The organism is Ectopseudomonas alcaliphila, from assembly GCF_900101755.1.
GTDB classification, from domain to species: Bacteria; Pseudomonadota; Gammaproteobacteria; order Pseudomonadales; family Pseudomonadaceae; genus Aquipseudomonas; species Aquipseudomonas alcaliphila.
The window spans coordinates 114,335-130,569 of the sequence record NZ_FNAE01000008.1 but is presented as its reverse complement, the minus strand read 5'-3'; the positions used below and the strand labels follow the sequence as shown (position 1 = coordinate 130,569).

Annotated in this window: 16 protein-coding genes; 1 reads left to right on the top strand and 15 read right to left on the bottom strand. The window is 59.2% G+C overall.

Features of this window, described 5'->3' with window-relative positions; all coding sequences use genetic code 11:
* Positions 1 to 75: 75 nt before the first annotated feature.
* The 6 genes from BLR77_RS20800 to BLR77_RS25240 form a co-directional block, all read right to left on the bottom strand.
* Positions 76 to 492, bottom strand: a complete 417-nt coding sequence (locus tag BLR77_RS20800) for a hypothetical protein (protein ID WP_074681391.1) — start codon at positions 490 to 492, stop codon at positions 76 to 78.
* Positions 493 to 573: 81 nt separating this feature from the next.
* Positions 574 to 960, bottom strand: a complete 387-nt coding sequence (locus BLR77_RS20795; RefSeq protein WP_074681389.1) for a DUF6896 domain-containing protein — start codon at positions 958 to 960, stop codon at positions 574 to 576.
* Between the two features lie 77 nt (positions 961 to 1,037).
* Complete coding sequence (locus BLR77_RS25245; protein ID WP_139203056.1) at positions 1,038 to 1,355, bottom strand: hypothetical protein; 318 nt, start codon at positions 1,353 to 1,355, stop codon at positions 1,038 to 1,040.
* 87 nt (positions 1,356 to 1,442) lie between these two features.
* Entirely contained in the window at positions 1,443 to 1,673 is a 231-nt protein-coding gene (locus BLR77_RS20790; protein ID WP_074681387.1) for a DUF6429 family protein, read from the bottom strand.
* A 105-nt stretch (positions 1,674 to 1,778) separates the two neighbouring features.
* Entirely contained in the window at positions 1,779 to 2,213 is a 435-nt protein-coding gene (locus tag BLR77_RS20785; RefSeq protein WP_074681385.1) for an SMI1/KNR4 family protein, read from the bottom strand.
* A 629-nt stretch (positions 2,214 to 2,842) separates the two neighbouring features.
* Positions 2,843 to 3,397, bottom strand: a complete 555-nt coding sequence (locus tag BLR77_RS25240) for a hypothetical protein (protein WP_139203055.1) — start codon at positions 3,395 to 3,397, stop codon at positions 2,843 to 2,845.
* 792 nt (positions 3,398 to 4,189) lie between these two features.
* Between BLR77_RS25240 and BLR77_RS20780 the strand changes: the two genes are divergently transcribed.
* Complete coding sequence (locus tag BLR77_RS20780) at positions 4,190 to 4,870, top strand: polysaccharide lyase family 7 protein (protein ID WP_074681383.1); 681 nt, start codon at positions 4,190 to 4,192, stop codon at positions 4,868 to 4,870.
* Between the two features lie 60 nt (positions 4,871 to 4,930).
* Here BLR77_RS20780 and BLR77_RS20775 read toward each other — a convergent pair whose 3' ends face one another.
* The 9 genes from BLR77_RS20775 to BLR77_RS20735 are packed head-to-tail and all read right to left on the bottom strand — an operon-like array spanning position 4,931 to position 16,224.
* Positions 4,931 to 6,412, bottom strand: coding sequence for a right-handed parallel beta-helix repeat-containing protein (locus tag BLR77_RS20775; protein ID WP_074681381.1), 1,482 nt, complete (start codon positions 6,410 to 6,412; stop codon positions 4,931 to 4,933).
* A 14-nt stretch (positions 6,413 to 6,426) separates the two neighbouring features.
* Complete coding sequence (locus tag BLR77_RS20770) at positions 6,427 to 7,542, bottom strand: polysaccharide lyase (protein WP_074681379.1); 1,116 nt, start codon at positions 7,540 to 7,542, stop codon at positions 6,427 to 6,429.
* Entirely contained in the window at positions 7,533 to 8,951 is a 1,419-nt protein-coding gene (locus BLR77_RS20765) for an alginate O-acetyltransferase AlgX-related protein (RefSeq protein WP_074681377.1), read from the bottom strand. Before BLR77_RS20765 ends, BLR77_RS20770 begins: the two co-directional genes overlap by 10 nt.
* A 34-nt stretch (positions 8,952 to 8,985) precedes the next feature.
* On the bottom strand, positions 8,986 to 9,627 hold the full coding sequence (locus tag BLR77_RS20760; protein ID WP_074681375.1) for an alginate O-acetyltransferase AlgF: 642 nt from the start codon (positions 9,625 to 9,627) through the stop codon (positions 8,986 to 8,988).
* 15 nt (positions 9,628 to 9,642) lie between these two features.
* Positions 9,643 to 10,746 carry an alginate O-acetyltransferase gene (locus BLR77_RS20755; RefSeq protein WP_074681373.1) on the bottom strand — a complete coding sequence of 368 codons (1,104 nt, stop codon included), beginning with the start codon at positions 10,744 to 10,746 and terminating at the stop codon, positions 9,643 to 9,645.
* A gap of 10 nt (positions 10,747 to 10,756) precedes the next feature.
* Entirely contained in the window at positions 10,757 to 12,190 is a 1,434-nt protein-coding gene (locus tag BLR77_RS20750) for an MBOAT family O-acyltransferase (RefSeq protein WP_074681371.1), read from the bottom strand.
* 17 nt (positions 12,191 to 12,207) lie between these two features.
* Entirely contained in the window at positions 12,208 to 13,599 is a 1,392-nt protein-coding gene (locus tag BLR77_RS20745) for an alginate export family protein (RefSeq protein ID WP_074681369.1), read from the bottom strand.
* A complete protein-coding gene (locus tag BLR77_RS20740) occupies positions 13,596 to 15,035 on the bottom strand; it encodes a sel1 repeat family protein (RefSeq protein ID WP_169716329.1) in 1,440 nt (479 codons plus the stop codon). Before BLR77_RS20740 ends, BLR77_RS20745 begins: the two co-directional genes overlap by 4 nt.
* Before the next feature lie 43 nt (positions 15,036 to 15,078).
* The gene (locus BLR77_RS20735) at positions 15,079 to 16,224 is read right to left on the bottom strand and encodes a PilZ domain-containing protein (RefSeq protein ID WP_074681365.1); all 1,146 of its coding nucleotides are present in this window, start codon (positions 16,222 to 16,224) and stop codon (positions 15,079 to 15,081) included.
* Positions 16,225 to 16,235 lie beyond the last annotated feature (11 nt).

Genomic DNA, 16,235 nt, shown 5'->3' with positions numbered 1-16,235 from the left:
CGTGAGGGGCGGCCGGAGCCGAAGGCGAAGGGGACCCGCAAGCGCAGCTTGCGGACGTCCCTCTCGACGAAATTGTTAGGCATATTCACCCTCCCGGTATGGCAGCGGCCAATGCTCTAGCCCTTCCTTACCGTACTCGCTCAAGTGCGGATCTGCGTGCTTCGCAAGAGCCTCTAGGGCGGCACGAGACTCTAGGCTGCCAATTCGGGCCAAGGCATATGCGCATTTACGCTGAAATGCTTGGAGATTGTCCCATTCAATCAAGTATTCGAAGGTGGTTACCGCCGCCTTAGCAATTGCGCCGGTTGTGCTCGGCTCACCGATAAGACCCAATTCAAAAACGATGTCTTCGTGCGATTCGTGCCATGCCTCTAGCAATACCTCTGCGAGAAATGGAGCTCCCTCACGCTTGCTTACCTTGGCTAAAGCGAGCCACAACGCATCAATGTCTTGCGAATTAATAGCGGCGCGCATTGCGTTGACTTCGGACATGGATTATGGATGCCTAACGTTTGGTTAAGGGGCGGGCTTTAGCCCGTCCCAGTGAGCGAAGCGAGCGATTTGAACCATTTGTTATAGGGTTCCCCCTTCAAGCGCCATTTTTATGAAGCACTGGAGCAACCCTTCATCTTCATAAAGCTCTCGATACTCTGCGAAAGGCAGGTTTCCTTCGTTGTATTGCTTTTCAAAGAATACTTGTAAACGCCACTCATCTGGATCTGTTTTATTAAAATCGAAGTCGATTCCGCCTACATCTGCGGTTCGATATATGTCTACGCCAACTCCGTGAGTTCGATACATCCAGTTTGTCCCAGGAATTGGATTATTTCCTCGGTGCTCTGGTTTTAGTATTTCCTCAGCGGATTTCAAATCAAATACACGGACAAGAAGCTTCTCGGCCCACTTTCTGTGGGCATACCACAGCGGTATGAGTTTTCGGACCTTGTCGAGGTTATCCATGTTTGCCCTATAACGTTTGGTTAAGGGGCGGGCTTTAGCCCGTCCCAGAGAGCGAAGCGAACGATTTGAACCACTTGTTAGGTGTTGAGTGGAAATAGCACGTTGATTTTATTAGTGACATCAATGCGATTGAAAATTTCGACACATACCAATTGGCCTTGAAAAACATCAATTGCAAACAAGCCATCGACCTGTGGAGTCACTTGTTTTAACGGTTTGCCCTGCCATGTTGATTTTTGTAACGTATAGAACGTGCCGCAACTATCATCGTCGCAGGTACATCTTCCGACGATTTCTAAATCTATTAATGAAGATGCTAATTCATTTTCTCCAATTTCTTTCAGCCCAAACTCTATCTCTTTGAATAATCCAGGTAGCGCTTGAGACAGTCTCATTCAGATTTACACCTAACGTTTGGTTGAGGGGCGGGCTTTAGCCCGTCCCAGTGAGCGAAGCGAACTGTTTGAACCAGTTGTTAGAGGTTACTCTTGTGCTGAGAAGTGTTTTTTAGCAAGCTCTTTAGCTAGTTGCAAACCTTCTTCTGTTAAGTAAACAGACTCTGCTTTGCCTTTGGGGTCAGTGATATAGCCTTTTTCAAATAGCTCATCCATGACGCCGAATTCAATTTTCTTCCAGACCCTGCCGTTCTCGAACTCAAACACTCCAAGCAGTGCTAAAACAACTTCTGAAATTTTCTGATCGTCGTATTTCATGGTTGTTGGCCTCAGTGTGCGTGAGTAGCCTCTAACGTTTGGTTAAGGGGCGGGCTTTAGCCTGTCCCAGTGAGCGCAGCGAACGGTTTGAACCAATTGTTATGCCTAGACCTTGAGCTTTCCACTGAGCCACCATTCCAGGTACTTGGACAGAGATGGAGCAGCCCATGTGCGGCTATCGTCCTCATGATTCCAGACAAAAATGTCATCTCTGCGTATGCCTCCCGTTTGGATAGGAAAGGCGAATTGATCGCCGTTTCCGGCGTCGGCAAAGAAAAGGAGACAATCAAATGGCATATAAAGCTCTTTGAACTCGGCGCTTTCTCTAAAACTTAGATTTTCTTCAACGATGCGATCAAGCTGCCAGACAAGGCCGTGACCATACTCGCCTTCGATTCCGTCGGACTCCAGTAGGAGAGCTTGCAGGTCACTTGGGAATTTGACGGCAAGGGTTCTTTCGGCAAGCTGGATTGCTGATTCAGAAGCGGCCTCTCGAACGATTATTGCGCCACTGTGCTGTTTAACGAGTTCCTGCCACATTTTATCTATCCGGCATAACGTTTGGTTAAGGGGCGGGCTTTAGCCCGTCCCAGAGAGCGAAGCGAACGATTTGAACCACTTGTTATGAGGCGTACCTGCGAGTGCTTCGGTGCTCTTTTGTGGGGTCATGTTTCCCACACCACCCTTCATATTGATAGCTCCAAGATTTACCTAAGTCGTCTGTGATGCTAACAGTGCAGAGAAAAGCCTCGCCCCACGTTCGCTTGAAAATTAAGTTTAGCTTGGATGGGATGGTGTTGAATTCAATTTCTATGACTGCCTTACAGATCTGCCAAGCGTGAAACCCTTTTTTCTCTGCCTGTACCTTCAAGTACTCAAGATAAGGAGCGGCTACTTTTTTTGAGTGTTTGAAGTATGGAAGTGATTCGCCACTGATTAGGTCTAGTTGAAATTTACTTAGACCTGCCTTTGCTGCGCAGAGATAAATAACTCCTAGTCCCCAGTAGCCATCAATGTCGTTGTATCTTGACGAGAAGCTTGAGGATATCCCGGCGGCAATTCCCTTTAGTTCTCTACGCCTGCTCACAAGCATCTAGCCTCATAACGTTTGGTTAAGGGGCGGGCTTTAGCCCGTCCCAGTGAGCGAAGCGAACGGTTTGAACCAGTTGTTATGTGGCACTTACACCGCTTATTTTTGATATGAACGAAAGAAGTTGCTCGTATAGTTTTCTGTGTTCTTCTAATGTGATTTCATAGGCTGTTAATGTGTCTAGGCCTTCGCGGTCAACTTGGTGGTGAATGTTGCTACTCATTTGCTTGTGATGATTTATTGAGGCTAGTAACTCAGCGCTTATTAGAGGGCCGTAAACATTAAGCACATAATTTGTTTTCTCTTTTAGCTTGTTCCAATCATGATTTTTTAATGTGACTTGTTCTTCTGGATGACAGTGACGGTTATGGATTTCGGTTTCTGTGGCTTCGATGGCTTCAGATAGCGAGTGCGTAAGATCAAGAAGTACGCCTTTGTTCATTTCCCATATTCGATCAATTCTTTGTTTCTTTTGCGAATCAAAATGAATCAAGGTGGCGGTCAATGTTGCGGCTGCAATAAATATGTTGGTGGCAACTGACATATCAATTTTCACTTCGAAAATTGTCAGCGTTGAAAAAGCCAACATAGATATAAACAATCCAACGATTGTTCCTAGTAAAAATTTAAACACACACCCTCCATTTTGTGTGACACATAACTATTAATTAGGCGACATTGCTGTCGCATAAAATACCCGCTGGTGTCTGATAACCTGCCTAGAATTTCGCTAAGTCCTTGATTTTAATCAAGGTCAAAATGAGGAAAGCGACTTGGGCAGAAGGAAAAGCGACACGCAAAGCATCCAGATTTCAGACGATCCAGGGCGCTGTGATGGCTAGACGCTACCCATAGCCGTCAAAACTGTCTAGCAGGCGTGTCGAAATCAACGGGCGACAGAGTGCCGCAATGGGCAGGAGGGATGAGGCGAAAGCCCCGATTTTGCTAGCGTTGGGCAGAGAAGGGCAGCAACGGGCACCCGCCCAAACGGGTTCAAGATCCCCATCTTCCCGCTATATATCAAACCAAAGTCCCGAACCGCCATACGGTTCGGGGCTTTGTCGTTTCCAGGTGTTCGCTTGGGTCAGTTGTGAATGGCTGGGCGCACTCGAAGCAACGCTCGCCGCGCTACAAAGCGCGAGCTGGCGCACATTTCTGCAAAGCGCTTATTGGCGCCAACTCCGTCAGTTTTGGCGCACTGCCCAGCGTGTCGCTGAGGAAATTCCTTAGCGGTGAATGGGTGGATAGATTTTGCTGTTGGCTATGTCTTATGTGGTCAAAAAAATAGCGCCATCATGGTGACGGATGGTCGTTAACGGCCGCTGAGTGTGCCGATATTCTCCGCCTCAACGCTCGAAGCGATGCTGGCACGGCCATGGATAGATCGGGCGTAGACCACCGTTTCACCCTCGGAGTACCGCGCCCAATGATCGACCTGTCCACCTGGAACCTGACCATCCCTGTCGGTGTCCCTGCTGCCGTCATTTCCACCCCCGTTCTGGCCGGGGGGTATCAGGATCACTACTTTCAGTCCAAGGAGGGCAGGCTGTTTTTCTGGGCACCGGTCAACGGCACCACGACCGCCAACTCGACCTACCCGCGCAGTGAGTTGCGCGAGACGTTCGCCAACGGTGCTCTGCGCAACTGGCCCTACAGCGCCGCGGATAACGTGCTGACCGCCACGGCGAGAATCACCCAGGTGCCTTCGAATGGGCTGATCGCCTTTTCCCAGATCCATTCGAAGAACGGCACTTCGCCCCCGGTGATGCTGGGCTATCAATCCTTCTCGCCCACTGGCTATGGCAACGTGGTTATTTCGTTCCGCGGCAATCCGGCCAGCGCCAATGCAACCAAGATCGTGCTATCGAGCAAGATCAAGCTGAATCAGGATTTCAGTTATGAGGTGTTTCTGGCGAAGAACGGCAGGCTGACGATTGGCCTGGTCGAGCCTGGTGGTGCGGTCAAAACCTGGAGCGGTGTACTCAACTCGGCCTGGGCCAGTCACAACCTGTATTTCAAGGCGGGTGTTTACACGCTCGATAACAACGGCAATGAGACCAGTGCTGGGGCTGCGGTTTTTTCAACGCTAAAAGTGGAGCATCGCTAGTGTCCTGGCCTGCACTCGGAGCGGAATGAGTGCAGGCCTTTCGGCCACGTCTGGCGCTGGTCAGTTGGTGCAGGTGGGGGCGTCTGCGCTGCCGCTGGTGCCGGTCAGAGGCTGGGATATCTGCAGATGGCAGTTGCGCCGCACGGTGTTGTCGAGGATCTGGCTCTGCAGGGGCAGCAGGTCACCGATCAGCAGGTTCTGCAATAGCGGGTTGGCGCGGTACTGGTTGCTGCCCAGCACGGTGTTCTGCATACCCTCCACGCGGATCATGGCTTTGCCGATGCTTTCCAGGGTATTGCCGGTGATGACCAGTTGGCCGGCGGTGAGCTGCTCGTTGCGCAGGCTGATGGCGTATTCCGGGGTGGACTGGATGCGGTTGTTGATGATCAGGGCGCCGCTGAGCCCGCCGGCGTCGATGGCGCTGAGTCGGCTGTTGGCGATCAGGTTGTTCTCGATCAAAAGCCCAGCGCCGCCTTTGATCTGCCGCAGCATCACGCCGTAACCCCTGGACGCACCGAGGCGGTTGTTCTCGATCAGCAGCGCGCCGCTCTGCTCGCTGACTTCGATGGCGCTCTTGCCGGTGTGCAGGATCAGGTTGTTCTGAATGCGCCCGCTGCTGCTGCCGCCGATGCGGATACCGCTGTTGTGCTTTACGTCGTCGATGCGGTTGTCTGCGATCAGGAAGCGGCTGTTGCCCAGATCGATGCCGTACTGCTGCAGGTGGCTGAACTGGTTGTTGCGGATCAGGGCTTCGCTGTGGCGCAGCTCCAGGGCGCTGGCCATGCTTTCGAAGCGGCTGTTGTCGATCAGAATGCGCGCCGCCGGCCGGGTGGCGGATTGTTGCGCGCTCAGGCCGCTGCTGATGCCGCGGGAGAAGTTGGCGTTGTAGCCGATCTTGACCAGGTGCGAGTCGACAACCCGCAGACGGCTGCCGGCCCAGTTCATGATGAAGGGGCGGGTAGGGCGGTCGGTGGCCAGCGCGCGGCCGTCGCTCCAGCTTTCCAGGCGCGAGCCTTTTACCTGCAGCAAGCCCTGGTTGATCAGCGCGGTGCCCGACGGGCCGAAGAGGTAGAGCACCTGATCGTCGATGAGCAGGGCGGCGTCTTCGGCAATCATCAGCGGGTAGCTGAGCAGGTAACCGTCTTCATGCTTACGCAGAACCTTTGGGTCGTTCAGTTGCGCGTGCAGTTGCGCCAGGCTGACGCTGCCACCGCGGATGACCACGGCGCGCGGGTGTTGCGCCTGGTAGCCGGCGATGGCGCGGAACAGGCCGTTGTGCACGAACGGCTCGAAGGGCCAGCTGCCCGCCTGCGCGGAGTACATCGGCTCCAGGCTGGCGTTGCCGCGTTGCGCCGGTGCCGGCAGGTCGAAAGCCGGTGGCTGGCTGTGTTGCATGATCTGCTGGCTGGTTCGCTGTTGCTGCTGCTGTTGCCACTGCGGGTCCAGTGTGTGCAACGCCGCCGGGCCGCCGAGGGCGCTCAGACTGCAGGCTGCGCAGGCCGTCAGCAGCAGCGCGCGGGAGAGGTTCAGTGCCTGGGACATGGTGGCATCCTGAGTCAGTTGAGCTGGGGGTACAGCGGTTTCAGATCGCCGCCCACCTGGCTGTAATGATTGATGGCTTTGCCGTGCGCCTGGTACAGGCGTGCGGCCCATTGGTGCTGCGGATAGCGAGTAAGAAAAGGCAGCACCCAGACCATCTTGTGTGGGCCGACTTCGCTCTGGCGCTCGGTCAGTTCCGCCAGGGCCTTGGGCTCCAGCACGGCGCGCGCGGCAAAGTTGGCCAGGCCGGCGAGTTTCTCGCGCTCCTGCTCGGTGAGCGGGCGACCGTTATGTTCGGCGGCCTCCACCAGTAGCATCAGCGGTACCAGGGCGTATTGGCTGTAGTCGGCAGCCAGGCGGCCGCGGGCGACCTCCAGGGGCAGGTACTGGTAGTCACCCTTGCCGGGAGTGAGCTGGGTGAAGGCGCGGCGCAGCGCGACATCGGCCCAGGCCAGAGCACGGTCATCATCGAGCAGCATGGCGGTGGCGGCCACGGCCCAGGCGGCCCAGTAGTCGTGGTTGTTGAAGTAGATGCCGCTGTCGTAGCGGCGCGGCTCGTATTCGGCCATCACCTTGGCCGACAGCTGCCCCAGCCAGCGCGCCTGAACGGCGCTCAACTGATAGCGCTCATCGCTCAGGGCCTGCACCTTGAGCAGTGTCGAGGCGATGGCGGCCAGTGCCCATTTGCGCGAGGCGACGCCGGTCTTGCTGGCGTCGTCGCTGAGCAGCGCCGATTTGCTGGCCCAGGCATCGAGCCACTGGTTCAGGCAGGCCAGGGCGGTAGTGGCTTCGTTGGCCTTGCTGGTGCGCTGGAACACCTGAGTCGCTTTCACCAGGCCGCCGATGTATTGCTTCACTTGCTGGCGGATACGTTCGGTGTCTTTGCTCTGGCGCGCCACCAGCCGCGATTTGCTGGCGTCGCTCTGGTCGTACTTGCTGTCCAGTTGCAGGTGTCCGGTGTAGGCCGCAGGCGGTTTTTTCGGGCAGCTCTCGTGGCGGTAGTCGGCCGTCATCTGCGCCGCTATGTTCGGTGTGTGGTTGCTCCAGATCGACTGCGTGGCGCTGGCGCTCACGGGGCCGGCGAGCAGCACCAGCATGGCCGTCAGGCGGCTGGGCGAAATCCTCACAGACATAGCTTGGTCTCGATCTGGAAGGGCTGCTCCACCACCTGGGTAGGTTCGAGCAGCACCGACAGCAGGTTGGCGTCGCGGAACTCCGCGGCACGGCTCAGTTCCAGGTAGTACTGGCCGCCGGTGACGATGGCCTCACGGCGGAACCACACCTTGTCGCGTGTGCCGTTGTCGTAGTAGGTGATGATGTAGAAGTTCTTGATGTTGGGGTCGCTGATGCGGATGTCGAGCAGCGCATTGCGGCCCTTGAGGTCCTTGCGCTGCGCACCGGCGTTGCTGAGCAGTTCGAGACGATCGTTGAGGCCCATGGCGGGACGTTCCAGACGTGCTTCGAGCAGGCTGTCGCTGGCTTTGCAGCCGCCGTTGACCGCCGGGATCAGCTGGCGGTACATCAGGTCGCCATCGAGACGGTAGTTGGCCGGCAGCTCCCAGATGATCAGCTTGGGCGCCTTGTCCGGGGCGTAGTTGGGTGACAGCAGATATTCCAGCAGCGAGCCGTCCTGGCCCGCACCGGGCAGGGCGTAGTTGATCAGGTCGCTGCTCAGGTACTGCTTGAGAAAACCGTCGAAGTTGAACTGCTTGGTCTCGTCTTCACGGGCGGCGGAGTTACTGGTGCCGACCAGGACGATTTCCGGGTCGGGCTGATCTTCGAACAGCAGGGCCGCATCGTTATCTTCCGGAACGGTCTGGTAGCCGGGGACGAACTGATAACCGAAATGGTTGCCGCAGATAGCTGCCAGGCCGAGGTTGAGGGTGCCGTCTTTGTGCAGGGTCAGGGTTTGCTCGGTGGTGTAGCCCTTGCGCGGGAGTTGCGCGTAGACCGGGTGCTGGCGAATGGCGTCGGCGGTGACGCGGGCGGTGGCCTCTGCACCTACGGGGGTCCAGTGGTGATCGCGGCGGAAGAAGAAATCCTTCGGCGGCTGCTCCACCAGGGTCATGATGTCCGGAACGATGGCGCCGCCGTCACGCATCTGCTGCATGAACTTGCGCAGGTTGGCGCTGGCGCGCGCGTAGTCGAAGCCATGCATGTGCCCCGGCTGCAGCTGGGCGCGATGCATCAGGCCGCGAGTAGGCTGCACGGCCACCGCGACCTGGGTGCCATGGCTGGCGAACGCACGCATCAGGCGGGCGAACTCTGGCTGCATGGCCGGCGGAATGCCGAACTCGTTGGTCAGGTCGACTTCCGAACGGAACAGCCAGCGATCGCTCCCCGGTACGATCTGCTTGAGTGCCTTCATGTTGCCTTCGGCATATTCCTCGGGCGCACTGAGTTGCGGGCAGATCAGGCATTGCAAATCCGTGCATTCATCGGTCTTTTCGCTCTGCGCCGCAGCGGAGGCGTTGTGTACGCCCGCTGCGATCAGGCTGCCGATGGCCAGTAGAAAATAGTGCTTCATGCTCTTTGGGGTCATCGTCCGCTCACTTGTTTGGCCAGCCGTTCAGGGTTCATTCGCTGGGGTCGATGCTGTTGGCCAGGGTTATTGCGCGGTAACCGTTGGCCGCAGGTAGCAGGGCATAGCTATAGGAGCGGCCCTTTTTCAGGAACAGCTCGTCGAAACCGATCAGCTGTTCGCTCTCGGCATAGGCGGCGAAGGCGATCTTCAGCTCGTTGACCATGCGGCTGCCGGTCTGGTCGCGCTTGATGGTGTCGACCACCACGTGCTGCCCGTCGACGGTCTTCAGCGCTGCCGGCTTGTCGGTGAGGTTGTAGAAGGCGATCTGCGCCTTGCGCGGTTCGTTGACGAACTGGTCGGCGATCAGCAGCAACTGGCCGTCGCGGTAGATCACCGTGCTGGCGGTGTTGGCCTTCAGCTCGTGTTCCACCGCCTGGTTGGCTACGGCAATGCGCTGCTTGCCTGGCGCGACGAAGCGATAGCCGCCGAACTGCCCGCCGGTGACGACCTGGGGCTTGTTCTTGCCGCTGAGGGTGACTTCGATGTTGCGTTCGCTGAGGTTGAGTACCCGCACGAAAGCCGAGTTGGCCGGGGCCACCGGGTCATAGAGGTCGGCGTTGCCGTCCTGGGCTTGGGCGGCGGCGCTGGCGATCGTCAGCAGGATGATCAGTGCGCGTGAAATGAAGGCAGGCATACGACGGTACCTCGGTCAGTGTTGGGCAGTTTCTGGCGTAGCCAGGGGGGTAGGAATCTGGCGCTGGGCGAGCAGGGTGCGCAGGGGGAACTCCCAGATGACCGTCTGCAGCTCACCGCTTTTCGCGGCCGGGCCGGCGAGAAATTCGTTCATCGACTGGAACGGGCCGCGGGCCTCCAGCGCGACGCTCACCAGGTCACGCTGCAGGGCTTCCTTAAGGAAGCCGACGAAGTTCCAGTCATCGATACGCGTGTAGCTGGTGCCCACCAGCGCCAGTGACACGGCCTCTTCGCCGAACAGGCTGTCGGCGAGGTCGTTGCGGCTCTGCTGCAGGGTTTCGTAGAGCTGGATATGCACCGGCTCGAAATAGCTGGGCGCCAGCCTGGGGTCGAACTTGAGGTAGTTGAGCAGATCGCCGGTGACTTCTTTTTCACTGACGGCCTGGGTCAGGTAAGGGGTCTCGCCCAGGAGCTCGGGAAACTGCGCGGCCAGGGTCTGGGCTGCCAGTTCGGCTCCCCTTGGGCTCCAGTGGGTATCGTTACGCAGGAACAGCGGCTCGGTGGCCGCAACGCTCAGGTAGGCGCTGCGCAGATCCACGGTATCGATGCCGTGTTCACGCAGGCGTTCGCTGAAGTGTTGGTACAGGCCGCTGATCTGCTCCGAAGGCGCATAGGTGGAGTGCGCGGCGTAGGTGTCCAGCTTCATCGGAACCGGCAGGACGATCAGTCGCGCGCCCTGCTGCGCCAGTTGCGCGCGCACCTTGTCGATCAGCACGATTTGCCGTTCCAGGTTGCCCTCGAGGTCTCTGGGCTGCAGGTACTCCTGGTTGGTGAACAACCAGCCGTCACGCCCCAGTACCACGCCACTGGCGCCTTCACGAAAGATCGCGTGCTGGATGTTGGCCCACAGCTCGACGGACGGGTCGCGCAGGAACAATTGCTTGTCGTAGAACTGCTCGAACTTGCGCACCAGTTTGCCGTCGAGAAACAGCGACAGGGCCTGGGTCTGAGTGCCGGCGAAGGCGAACACCGCCGGCAGCGAGTACAGGAACATGGCGCACAGCATCACGCAGAAGAGAATCCCGTTGATCTTGCTGGCCGAGTTCATCACCGGAAACATGGAGGCATCCTCAGAACTGGAAATACAGGAAGGGTGAGAAGGAGTTCGCGGCCAGTCGGGTCAGCGTCAGCAGGAAGCCGACCCACAGCAACAGGGCGCCGAAGCCGCTGACGTGCTGCATGAAGTACGAGTCCTTGCCGGTGCTGGCGTAGTAGCGAATGTTGATGCCGCCGGCGATGACGATCCACAGCAGGGCGATCAGGGTGAAGGTCATGGTCATGGCGGAGGTGCCGAACCAGTAAAGGTCCAGCGAGCCGATGCCATTGAGGCCGATCAGCGCCTGATAGACCTGCAGGCTGTGCGGCAGGTTGCCGGTGAAGAACAGCGGCATGCAGGAGGCCAGCAGAAACATGCAGCGGGCGTTGCGCCAGAAGTTGTAGGGCGTGTTGACCTTGGTGGCGATGCCCAGCTTGCGCTCGATCACCATGGCGATCCCGAAGAACAGCCCCCAGAAGATGAAGGCGAAGCTTGGTCCGTGCCAGAGCCCGGACAGCACCATGGTGATGACCAGCCCGACGAGCATGCCGACCAGGCGCTTGCGTACCAGCGGCATGTACACGTAATCGCGCAGGAAGTCGGCCAGGGTCATGTGCCAGCGCTGCCAGAACTCGGTGATGCTCTGCGCGATATAGGGCTGGTTGAAGTTCTCGGCGAAGCGAAAGCCCATCATCATGCCCAGGCCGATGGCCATGTCGCTGTAGCCGGAGAAGTCGAAGTACAGCTGCAACGCGGATATCAGCAGGCCGAACCAGGCGTCGGCCATCTGCAGCTCACCACCGCCGCCAATGAACAGGGTATTCATCGGCGCCAGGGAGTCGGCGATCAGCACTTTCTTGATGAAGCCGAGCATGAAGCGGCAGGCACCGAGGGAGAACAGCTCCAGCGAGTGGGTGCGGTTCTTCAACTGCTTGTCGATCAGGCTGTAGCGCAGAATCGGCCCGGCGATCAGTTGCGGGAAGAGGGCGATATAGGCGGCGAAATCGACGAAGCGATTGGTGGGCTCGGCGTTGCGTCGGTAGATGTCGACGATGTAGCTCAGCGCCTGGAACACATAGAAGGAGATGCCCAGCGGCAGGATGATGTGTTCCAGGGTGAAGGTATTGATGCCCAGGGGTTCCAGCACCGCCACCAGCACGTCGGCGCCGAAGTTGGCGTACTTGAAGTAGCCGAGCGTGGCCAGGTTGCCGATCACGCCGACGGTCAGCAGGCGAAAGGCGATCTTCTTCTCGCCGGCATCCACCCGCGCCTTAATGCGCAGGCCGAACCAGTAGTTCCAGTACGAAATGGCGACGAACAGCAGAAGGAAGTCCGGGCGCCACCAGGCGTAGAACAGGTAGCTGCCGAGCACGATCACGTACGAGCGCCAGTGGTCCTTGGCTATGTAGTAACAGAGCAGGAACACCGGCAAAAACAGGAACAGAAAGACGTTGGAGGCGAAGATCATGCTAGCGCTGCTCTCGGTCAGTAAGTCAGGGTTATGCCCAGCGTCAGTTGATAGTCATCACCGATTTCCAGCGCGCTGCCGGCCTTGAAGTAGCTCAGGCTGGCCAGGGTGTTGAGCTGTACCCGCTTGCCGTCGTAGGCCAGCGGGAACATGCGCCAGTAGTGGTTGATGTCGAGCACCTGGCCCAGATGAGACGAGCCGGTATCGCGCACCACGCCTTCGTTGGTGGTGCGCAGGGGCAGTTGCGCCGAACGGTTGCGCAGGCGCAGATCGCTGATGCGCACATCCAACGCAGTGCGATCGGTGGGCTGGGTTTCCAGCACGATGCCGTAGAAGGCCAGGTTGCTCAGGTTGACGCTGACCAGGTTGCTGACCAGGCGACTGCTGTAGCTCAGCGGATCGTTGCGCCGGTCGGACTGGATGCGGTTGAGGGTGAAACCGTCGCTGCCGCTGTCATCCGGGCGATCGGTGAGGCCGCCGCTGATGCCTACGCGCGGTGTCCATGGCAGCGTTTCGAAGCGCTTGCCGACATCCGCCACCACGGCCCAGCCGGTCTTGTCGCCGCTATCGCGCAGGCCATTGTTCTGCGTGGTTTCCAGCCTGCCGTCGAGTGCCGCGACTTCCAGATGGTAGTCGCTGACCAGCGACGTCAGGTGGCGGGTGTCACCGTGCAGGAATACGCCGTAGCGCAGGCCATCGAAGTCCTGGCGATCATCGGGCGAGCTGCCCGAGTAGTCGTCCTCGTGCAGCAGGCGCGCACCGATCCAGTGGTCGGCATGCCAGCGCCAGGCGTACTCGGCCATCAGGTAACGAATCTTCTTGTCGCGCGGGTCGAGGCGGTTGTCGTCGGAGTTGTAGTAGTAGAACTTCTCCGCGATGGCGACGAAGCCGCTGGCGAAGCTGTCGTTGTAGTCCAGGCGCAGGGCTTCGATGCTGTCGTCCCACCAGATGCCGAAACGATCGCTGAAGCGCTGGCGGCCGAAGGTCGCGGAAAAACGCGGGTCGTCGCCCAGCAGGTTGCGGCGTACATAGAACTCGCGGGCCTCGCTGTAGGCATGGCGCCGGCTCGATACGTTTTCGTCGTTGCCCTCGTCGCTTTGCAGGGCATTTGGATCGGTGTCGTAGTTGAGCCACAGGCGGCCGAAGGCTTCCCACTTTGCCCAGCGTTGTTCGGGGGAGTACCAGCGGTAGGACGGCTCGTAGCGCAAGCTGAAGAAGCTGCGACGGTCTTCGCCCAGGCGCGTTTCGTCCGGCCCGTAGCCGGTACGCAGGAACAGCTTGTGCGTCAGCAGCGAGGTGACCGGCTCCAGCTCGGGCGAGGTGATGCTGGTTTCTTCTGCGTGCAGCAGACCGAGCGGCAGGCAGGCGAGCAGCAGGGCTGCGCGGCTAAGGACATTGGGAGCGCTCACAGTGTGGATTCCTCGATAAGACGGTTGCCTTCGGCGGCGGCTATATCGCGCTGTTCAGGCGTGAGCCGGGTGCTGAGCGTGTGCATCAGATCCGTGGCGCGCTGGTCGCCCAGTTCATGGGCGGCATAGGCGAAGGAGTAAGCCTTGCCGTTGTCGCGGCAGATGGCACGGCCGTAGGTATAGAGGCGGGCGATGCGCAGCAGGGCGTTCACCGAACCCTGGCGGGCTTCTGTCATGTACAGCGCCAGAGCGCGATCCTGATCGGGCTCGTCCAGCCCGCCCTGGCTGTACAGGTCGCCTTCGAGCAGCAGGGCCTCGGGGTACTGCTCGGCCTGCAGTTCGGTGATCAGGCGTTGACTCAACCGCGGATCGAGGGTGCGCCACAGCACCATGTGCAGGCTGGCGCGCAGTGCTTTGATGCGCTGCGGGGTGATCGGGTTTTCGCGTTCGGCCATGCTCAGGGTCAGGTTCTCGCCCTGGCGTTGTTCCAGACGCTGGATCAGGGCCAGCACGGGCTCCGGGCTGTAGCGGTCCGGTGCGGTCATGAGGAAGCTGGCCTTGCTCAGCATGGCCGGGCCGAAATCACGCTCGATGGCGTTGTCCAGCCACTGCAGCACTTCGCGGTCGAGCTGTTCGACCAGGCTGGCATGGGCCTTCGCCTTGACTTCGCGGGCTTCTTTTTCTTCGTCGGTCTGCGCGCGGGTGGTCGGGCGGTTGTTGTTGAAGGTGCTGATCTCGATGTTGCGGATGTTCGCCACTTGTTGGGCGATGCGGTGCACCAGGTCGATCGGCAGCGCATTCATGCGCGGCGCCAGGCGCTCGGCGAAGGCGCGAAACAGCACGTTGCGCTGTTCGCCAAGAAACTCGTAATAACGCTGCACGGCGCGAGGGTCGCTTTCCACGGCCAGCTGGAACCACTTCTCGGCTTCGCTTCTTTCACCGTAGCGGGCCGCCGCCACCGCTCGGTACAGCGGCGCGTGGCAGTAGATCAGGCAGGCGCGGTCATAGAGCTCGATCAGCCGGGTGACTTCGTCCTGCGTGAACAGCTCGGGGTAGACCAGAAATACTTCCAGGCGCGTGTCGACGGCGATGAAATCTCGTCCAGGTGTGAAACGGCCGAGCGCCTGGCGCATGTATGCGCGGTTGGCTTCGCGCCAGCGCGGCTTGTTGTCCACCAGCCGGGCCAGAGGAATCAGCGCGCCGATGTCCCCGCGGCCATCGGCAAAGGCCTGTTTGAACAGCTCGAGGGCCTGTGTGGTATTCGCCGGGCTGCGGCTGGCCAGCACCTCGCCGAGCAGGCGAGTGGCGGCCAGGTCGCCACGCGCGGACAGATGACGCAGGTCTTCTTCGACCTCCGCCTGGCCGTCCTGAAACAGCGCATAACGGACTTGCTCGAGGCTGCGCGCCGCATGAGCCGAGCTGGCGAGAGCCAGCATCAGAGCGGTTGTGCAAAGAAGATATCTGACCGGCATGGCGACCTCAGAACGTCCAGCGCAGGGGCAGGCCGAGTTTGAAGTCGACGGCAGTGGGCAATTGATAGGCGCTGCGCGGCAACTCCTGATCCGGCTTGATGGTCAGCTCGACCATCTGCCGTTGGTCGTCGACGCGGCTGGCGACGATCTCGCCGCTGTAGAGGGTGTCACTGCCCAGGACGCGCATCTCGACCGCTCGCACGCGCTCGATCTTGTCCATGCGATCGAAGGGGACGCTGGCCTTGACGTTCAGCGGCTGATCCTGCGGCAGCAGATGCACCAGCTGCTCCTGCTTGTAGGCGAAGCCATCCATACGCGGTCGGGGGAAGTACAGGCTGCAGTCGCAGGGGCTGGCGATCACCGTCTCGACGGTCACGCGGCCGAGCAGGGCGGCTGCATCCTGTTCGGAGAGGCTGGCCAGGGCGGCGATGTCGGTCGGGCTGGTCAGGCTGCTGGCCAGTTGCGTGGACACGCTGGCCAGTGGTTGGCCGGTGCTCACGCTGGTCTGCTCGGGGCCTATCAGGTATTTGAGGTTGCCGTTTTCCGGCATGCTCACCACGTAGGCGTTGGCGCTGACCACCGCCTGTGCGGCCGGCATCTGGAAGAACAGCAGGTAGCTCTTGTAGACGATCAGGCTCAGTGCGGCCAGGCCGGCGCCGAGAAACAGCATCGAACCCAGCGCCGCTTGCAGGCGTTCCATGGGCGTGCGCGCATTGGCCTGCTTGGTCTTGCGCTCCTTGATGTAGTTCTCGCGCTGCATCACGTTGAACAGGCCGTTGATGTCGGCGATGTCGCCGGACATGTAGGCCGAAATGATGTAGCGCAGGATGTCGCGCTTCTGCCGATCCAGCTCGACGAACTCGGCGCCCACTTCATGGCCGCGCTGGGAGACGATCTTCAGTGTGGTGTCGATGTTCAGGTCGATCTTGTTCAGCTTCAGCTTGATCGAACCGTGGAACAGGCTGCCGAGTTTCAGCGGCTGCTCGAGGAACAGGCCGATACCGCCCAGGGAGATGTCCAGAATCTCGCATTCCACGCCCTTCAGGCCGTGACCTTCCAGGCTGATGCGGGCGGGAATCTTGGCGCGGACGAACTGGCGCTCATCGATCGCTTCGTGAACAACGTTTACAGGTAAGACAGTGGTGCTACTCATAGCATTCGCGC

What these genes read in the sequence shown, in the direction of transcription:
- BLR77_RS20775 (WP_074681381.1), bottom strand. Translation starts at nt 6,412, where the DNA reads ATGTCCCAGGCACTGAACCTCTCCCGCGCGCTGCTGCTGACGGCCTGC.
- BLR77_RS20765 (WP_074681377.1), bottom strand. Translation starts at nt 8,951, where the DNA reads ATGACCCCAAAGAGCATGAAGCACTATTTTCTACTGGCCATCGGCAGC.
- BLR77_RS20780 (WP_074681383.1), top strand. Translation starts at nt 4,190, where the DNA reads ATGATCGACCTGTCCACCTGGAACCTGACCATCCCTGTCGGTGTCCCT.
- BLR77_RS20760 (WP_074681375.1), bottom strand. Translation starts at nt 9,627, where the DNA reads ATGCCTGCCTTCATTTCACGCGCACTGATCATCCTGCTGACGATCGCC.
- BLR77_RS20740 (WP_169716329.1), bottom strand. Translation starts at nt 15,035, where the DNA reads ATGCTGGCTCTCGCCAGCTCGGCTCATGCGGCGCGCAGCCTCGAGCAA.
- BLR77_RS20755 (WP_074681373.1), bottom strand. Translation starts at nt 10,746, where the DNA reads ATGTTTCCGGTGATGAACTCGGCCAGCAAGATCAACGGGATTCTCTTC.
- BLR77_RS20790 (WP_074681387.1), bottom strand. Translation starts at nt 1,673, where the DNA reads ATGAAATACGACGATCAGAAAATTTCAGAAGTTGTTTTAGCACTGCTT.
- BLR77_RS20770 (WP_074681379.1), bottom strand. Translation starts at nt 7,542, where the DNA reads ATGTCTGTGAGGATTTCGCCCAGCCGCCTGACGGCCATGCTGGTGCTG.
- BLR77_RS20785 (WP_074681385.1), bottom strand. Translation starts at nt 2,213, where the DNA reads ATGTGGCAGGAACTCGTTAAACAGCACAGTGGCGCAATAATCGTTCGA.
- BLR77_RS20800 (WP_074681391.1), bottom strand. Translation starts at nt 492, where the DNA reads ATGTCCGAAGTCAACGCAATGCGCGCCGCTATTAATTCGCAAGACATT.
- BLR77_RS20735 (WP_074681365.1), bottom strand. Translation starts at nt 16,224, where the DNA reads ATGAGTAGCACCACTGTCTTACCTGTAAACGTTGTTCACGAAGCGATC.
- BLR77_RS25245 (WP_139203056.1), bottom strand. Translation starts at nt 1,355, where the DNA reads ATGAGACTGTCTCAAGCGCTACCTGGATTATTCAAAGAGATAGAGTTT.
- BLR77_RS20750 (WP_074681371.1), bottom strand. Translation starts at nt 12,190, where the DNA reads ATGATCTTCGCCTCCAACGTCTTTCTGTTCCTGTTTTTGCCGGTGTTC.
- BLR77_RS20795 (WP_074681389.1), bottom strand. Translation starts at nt 960, where the DNA reads ATGGATAACCTCGACAAGGTCCGAAAACTCATACCGCTGTGGTATGCC.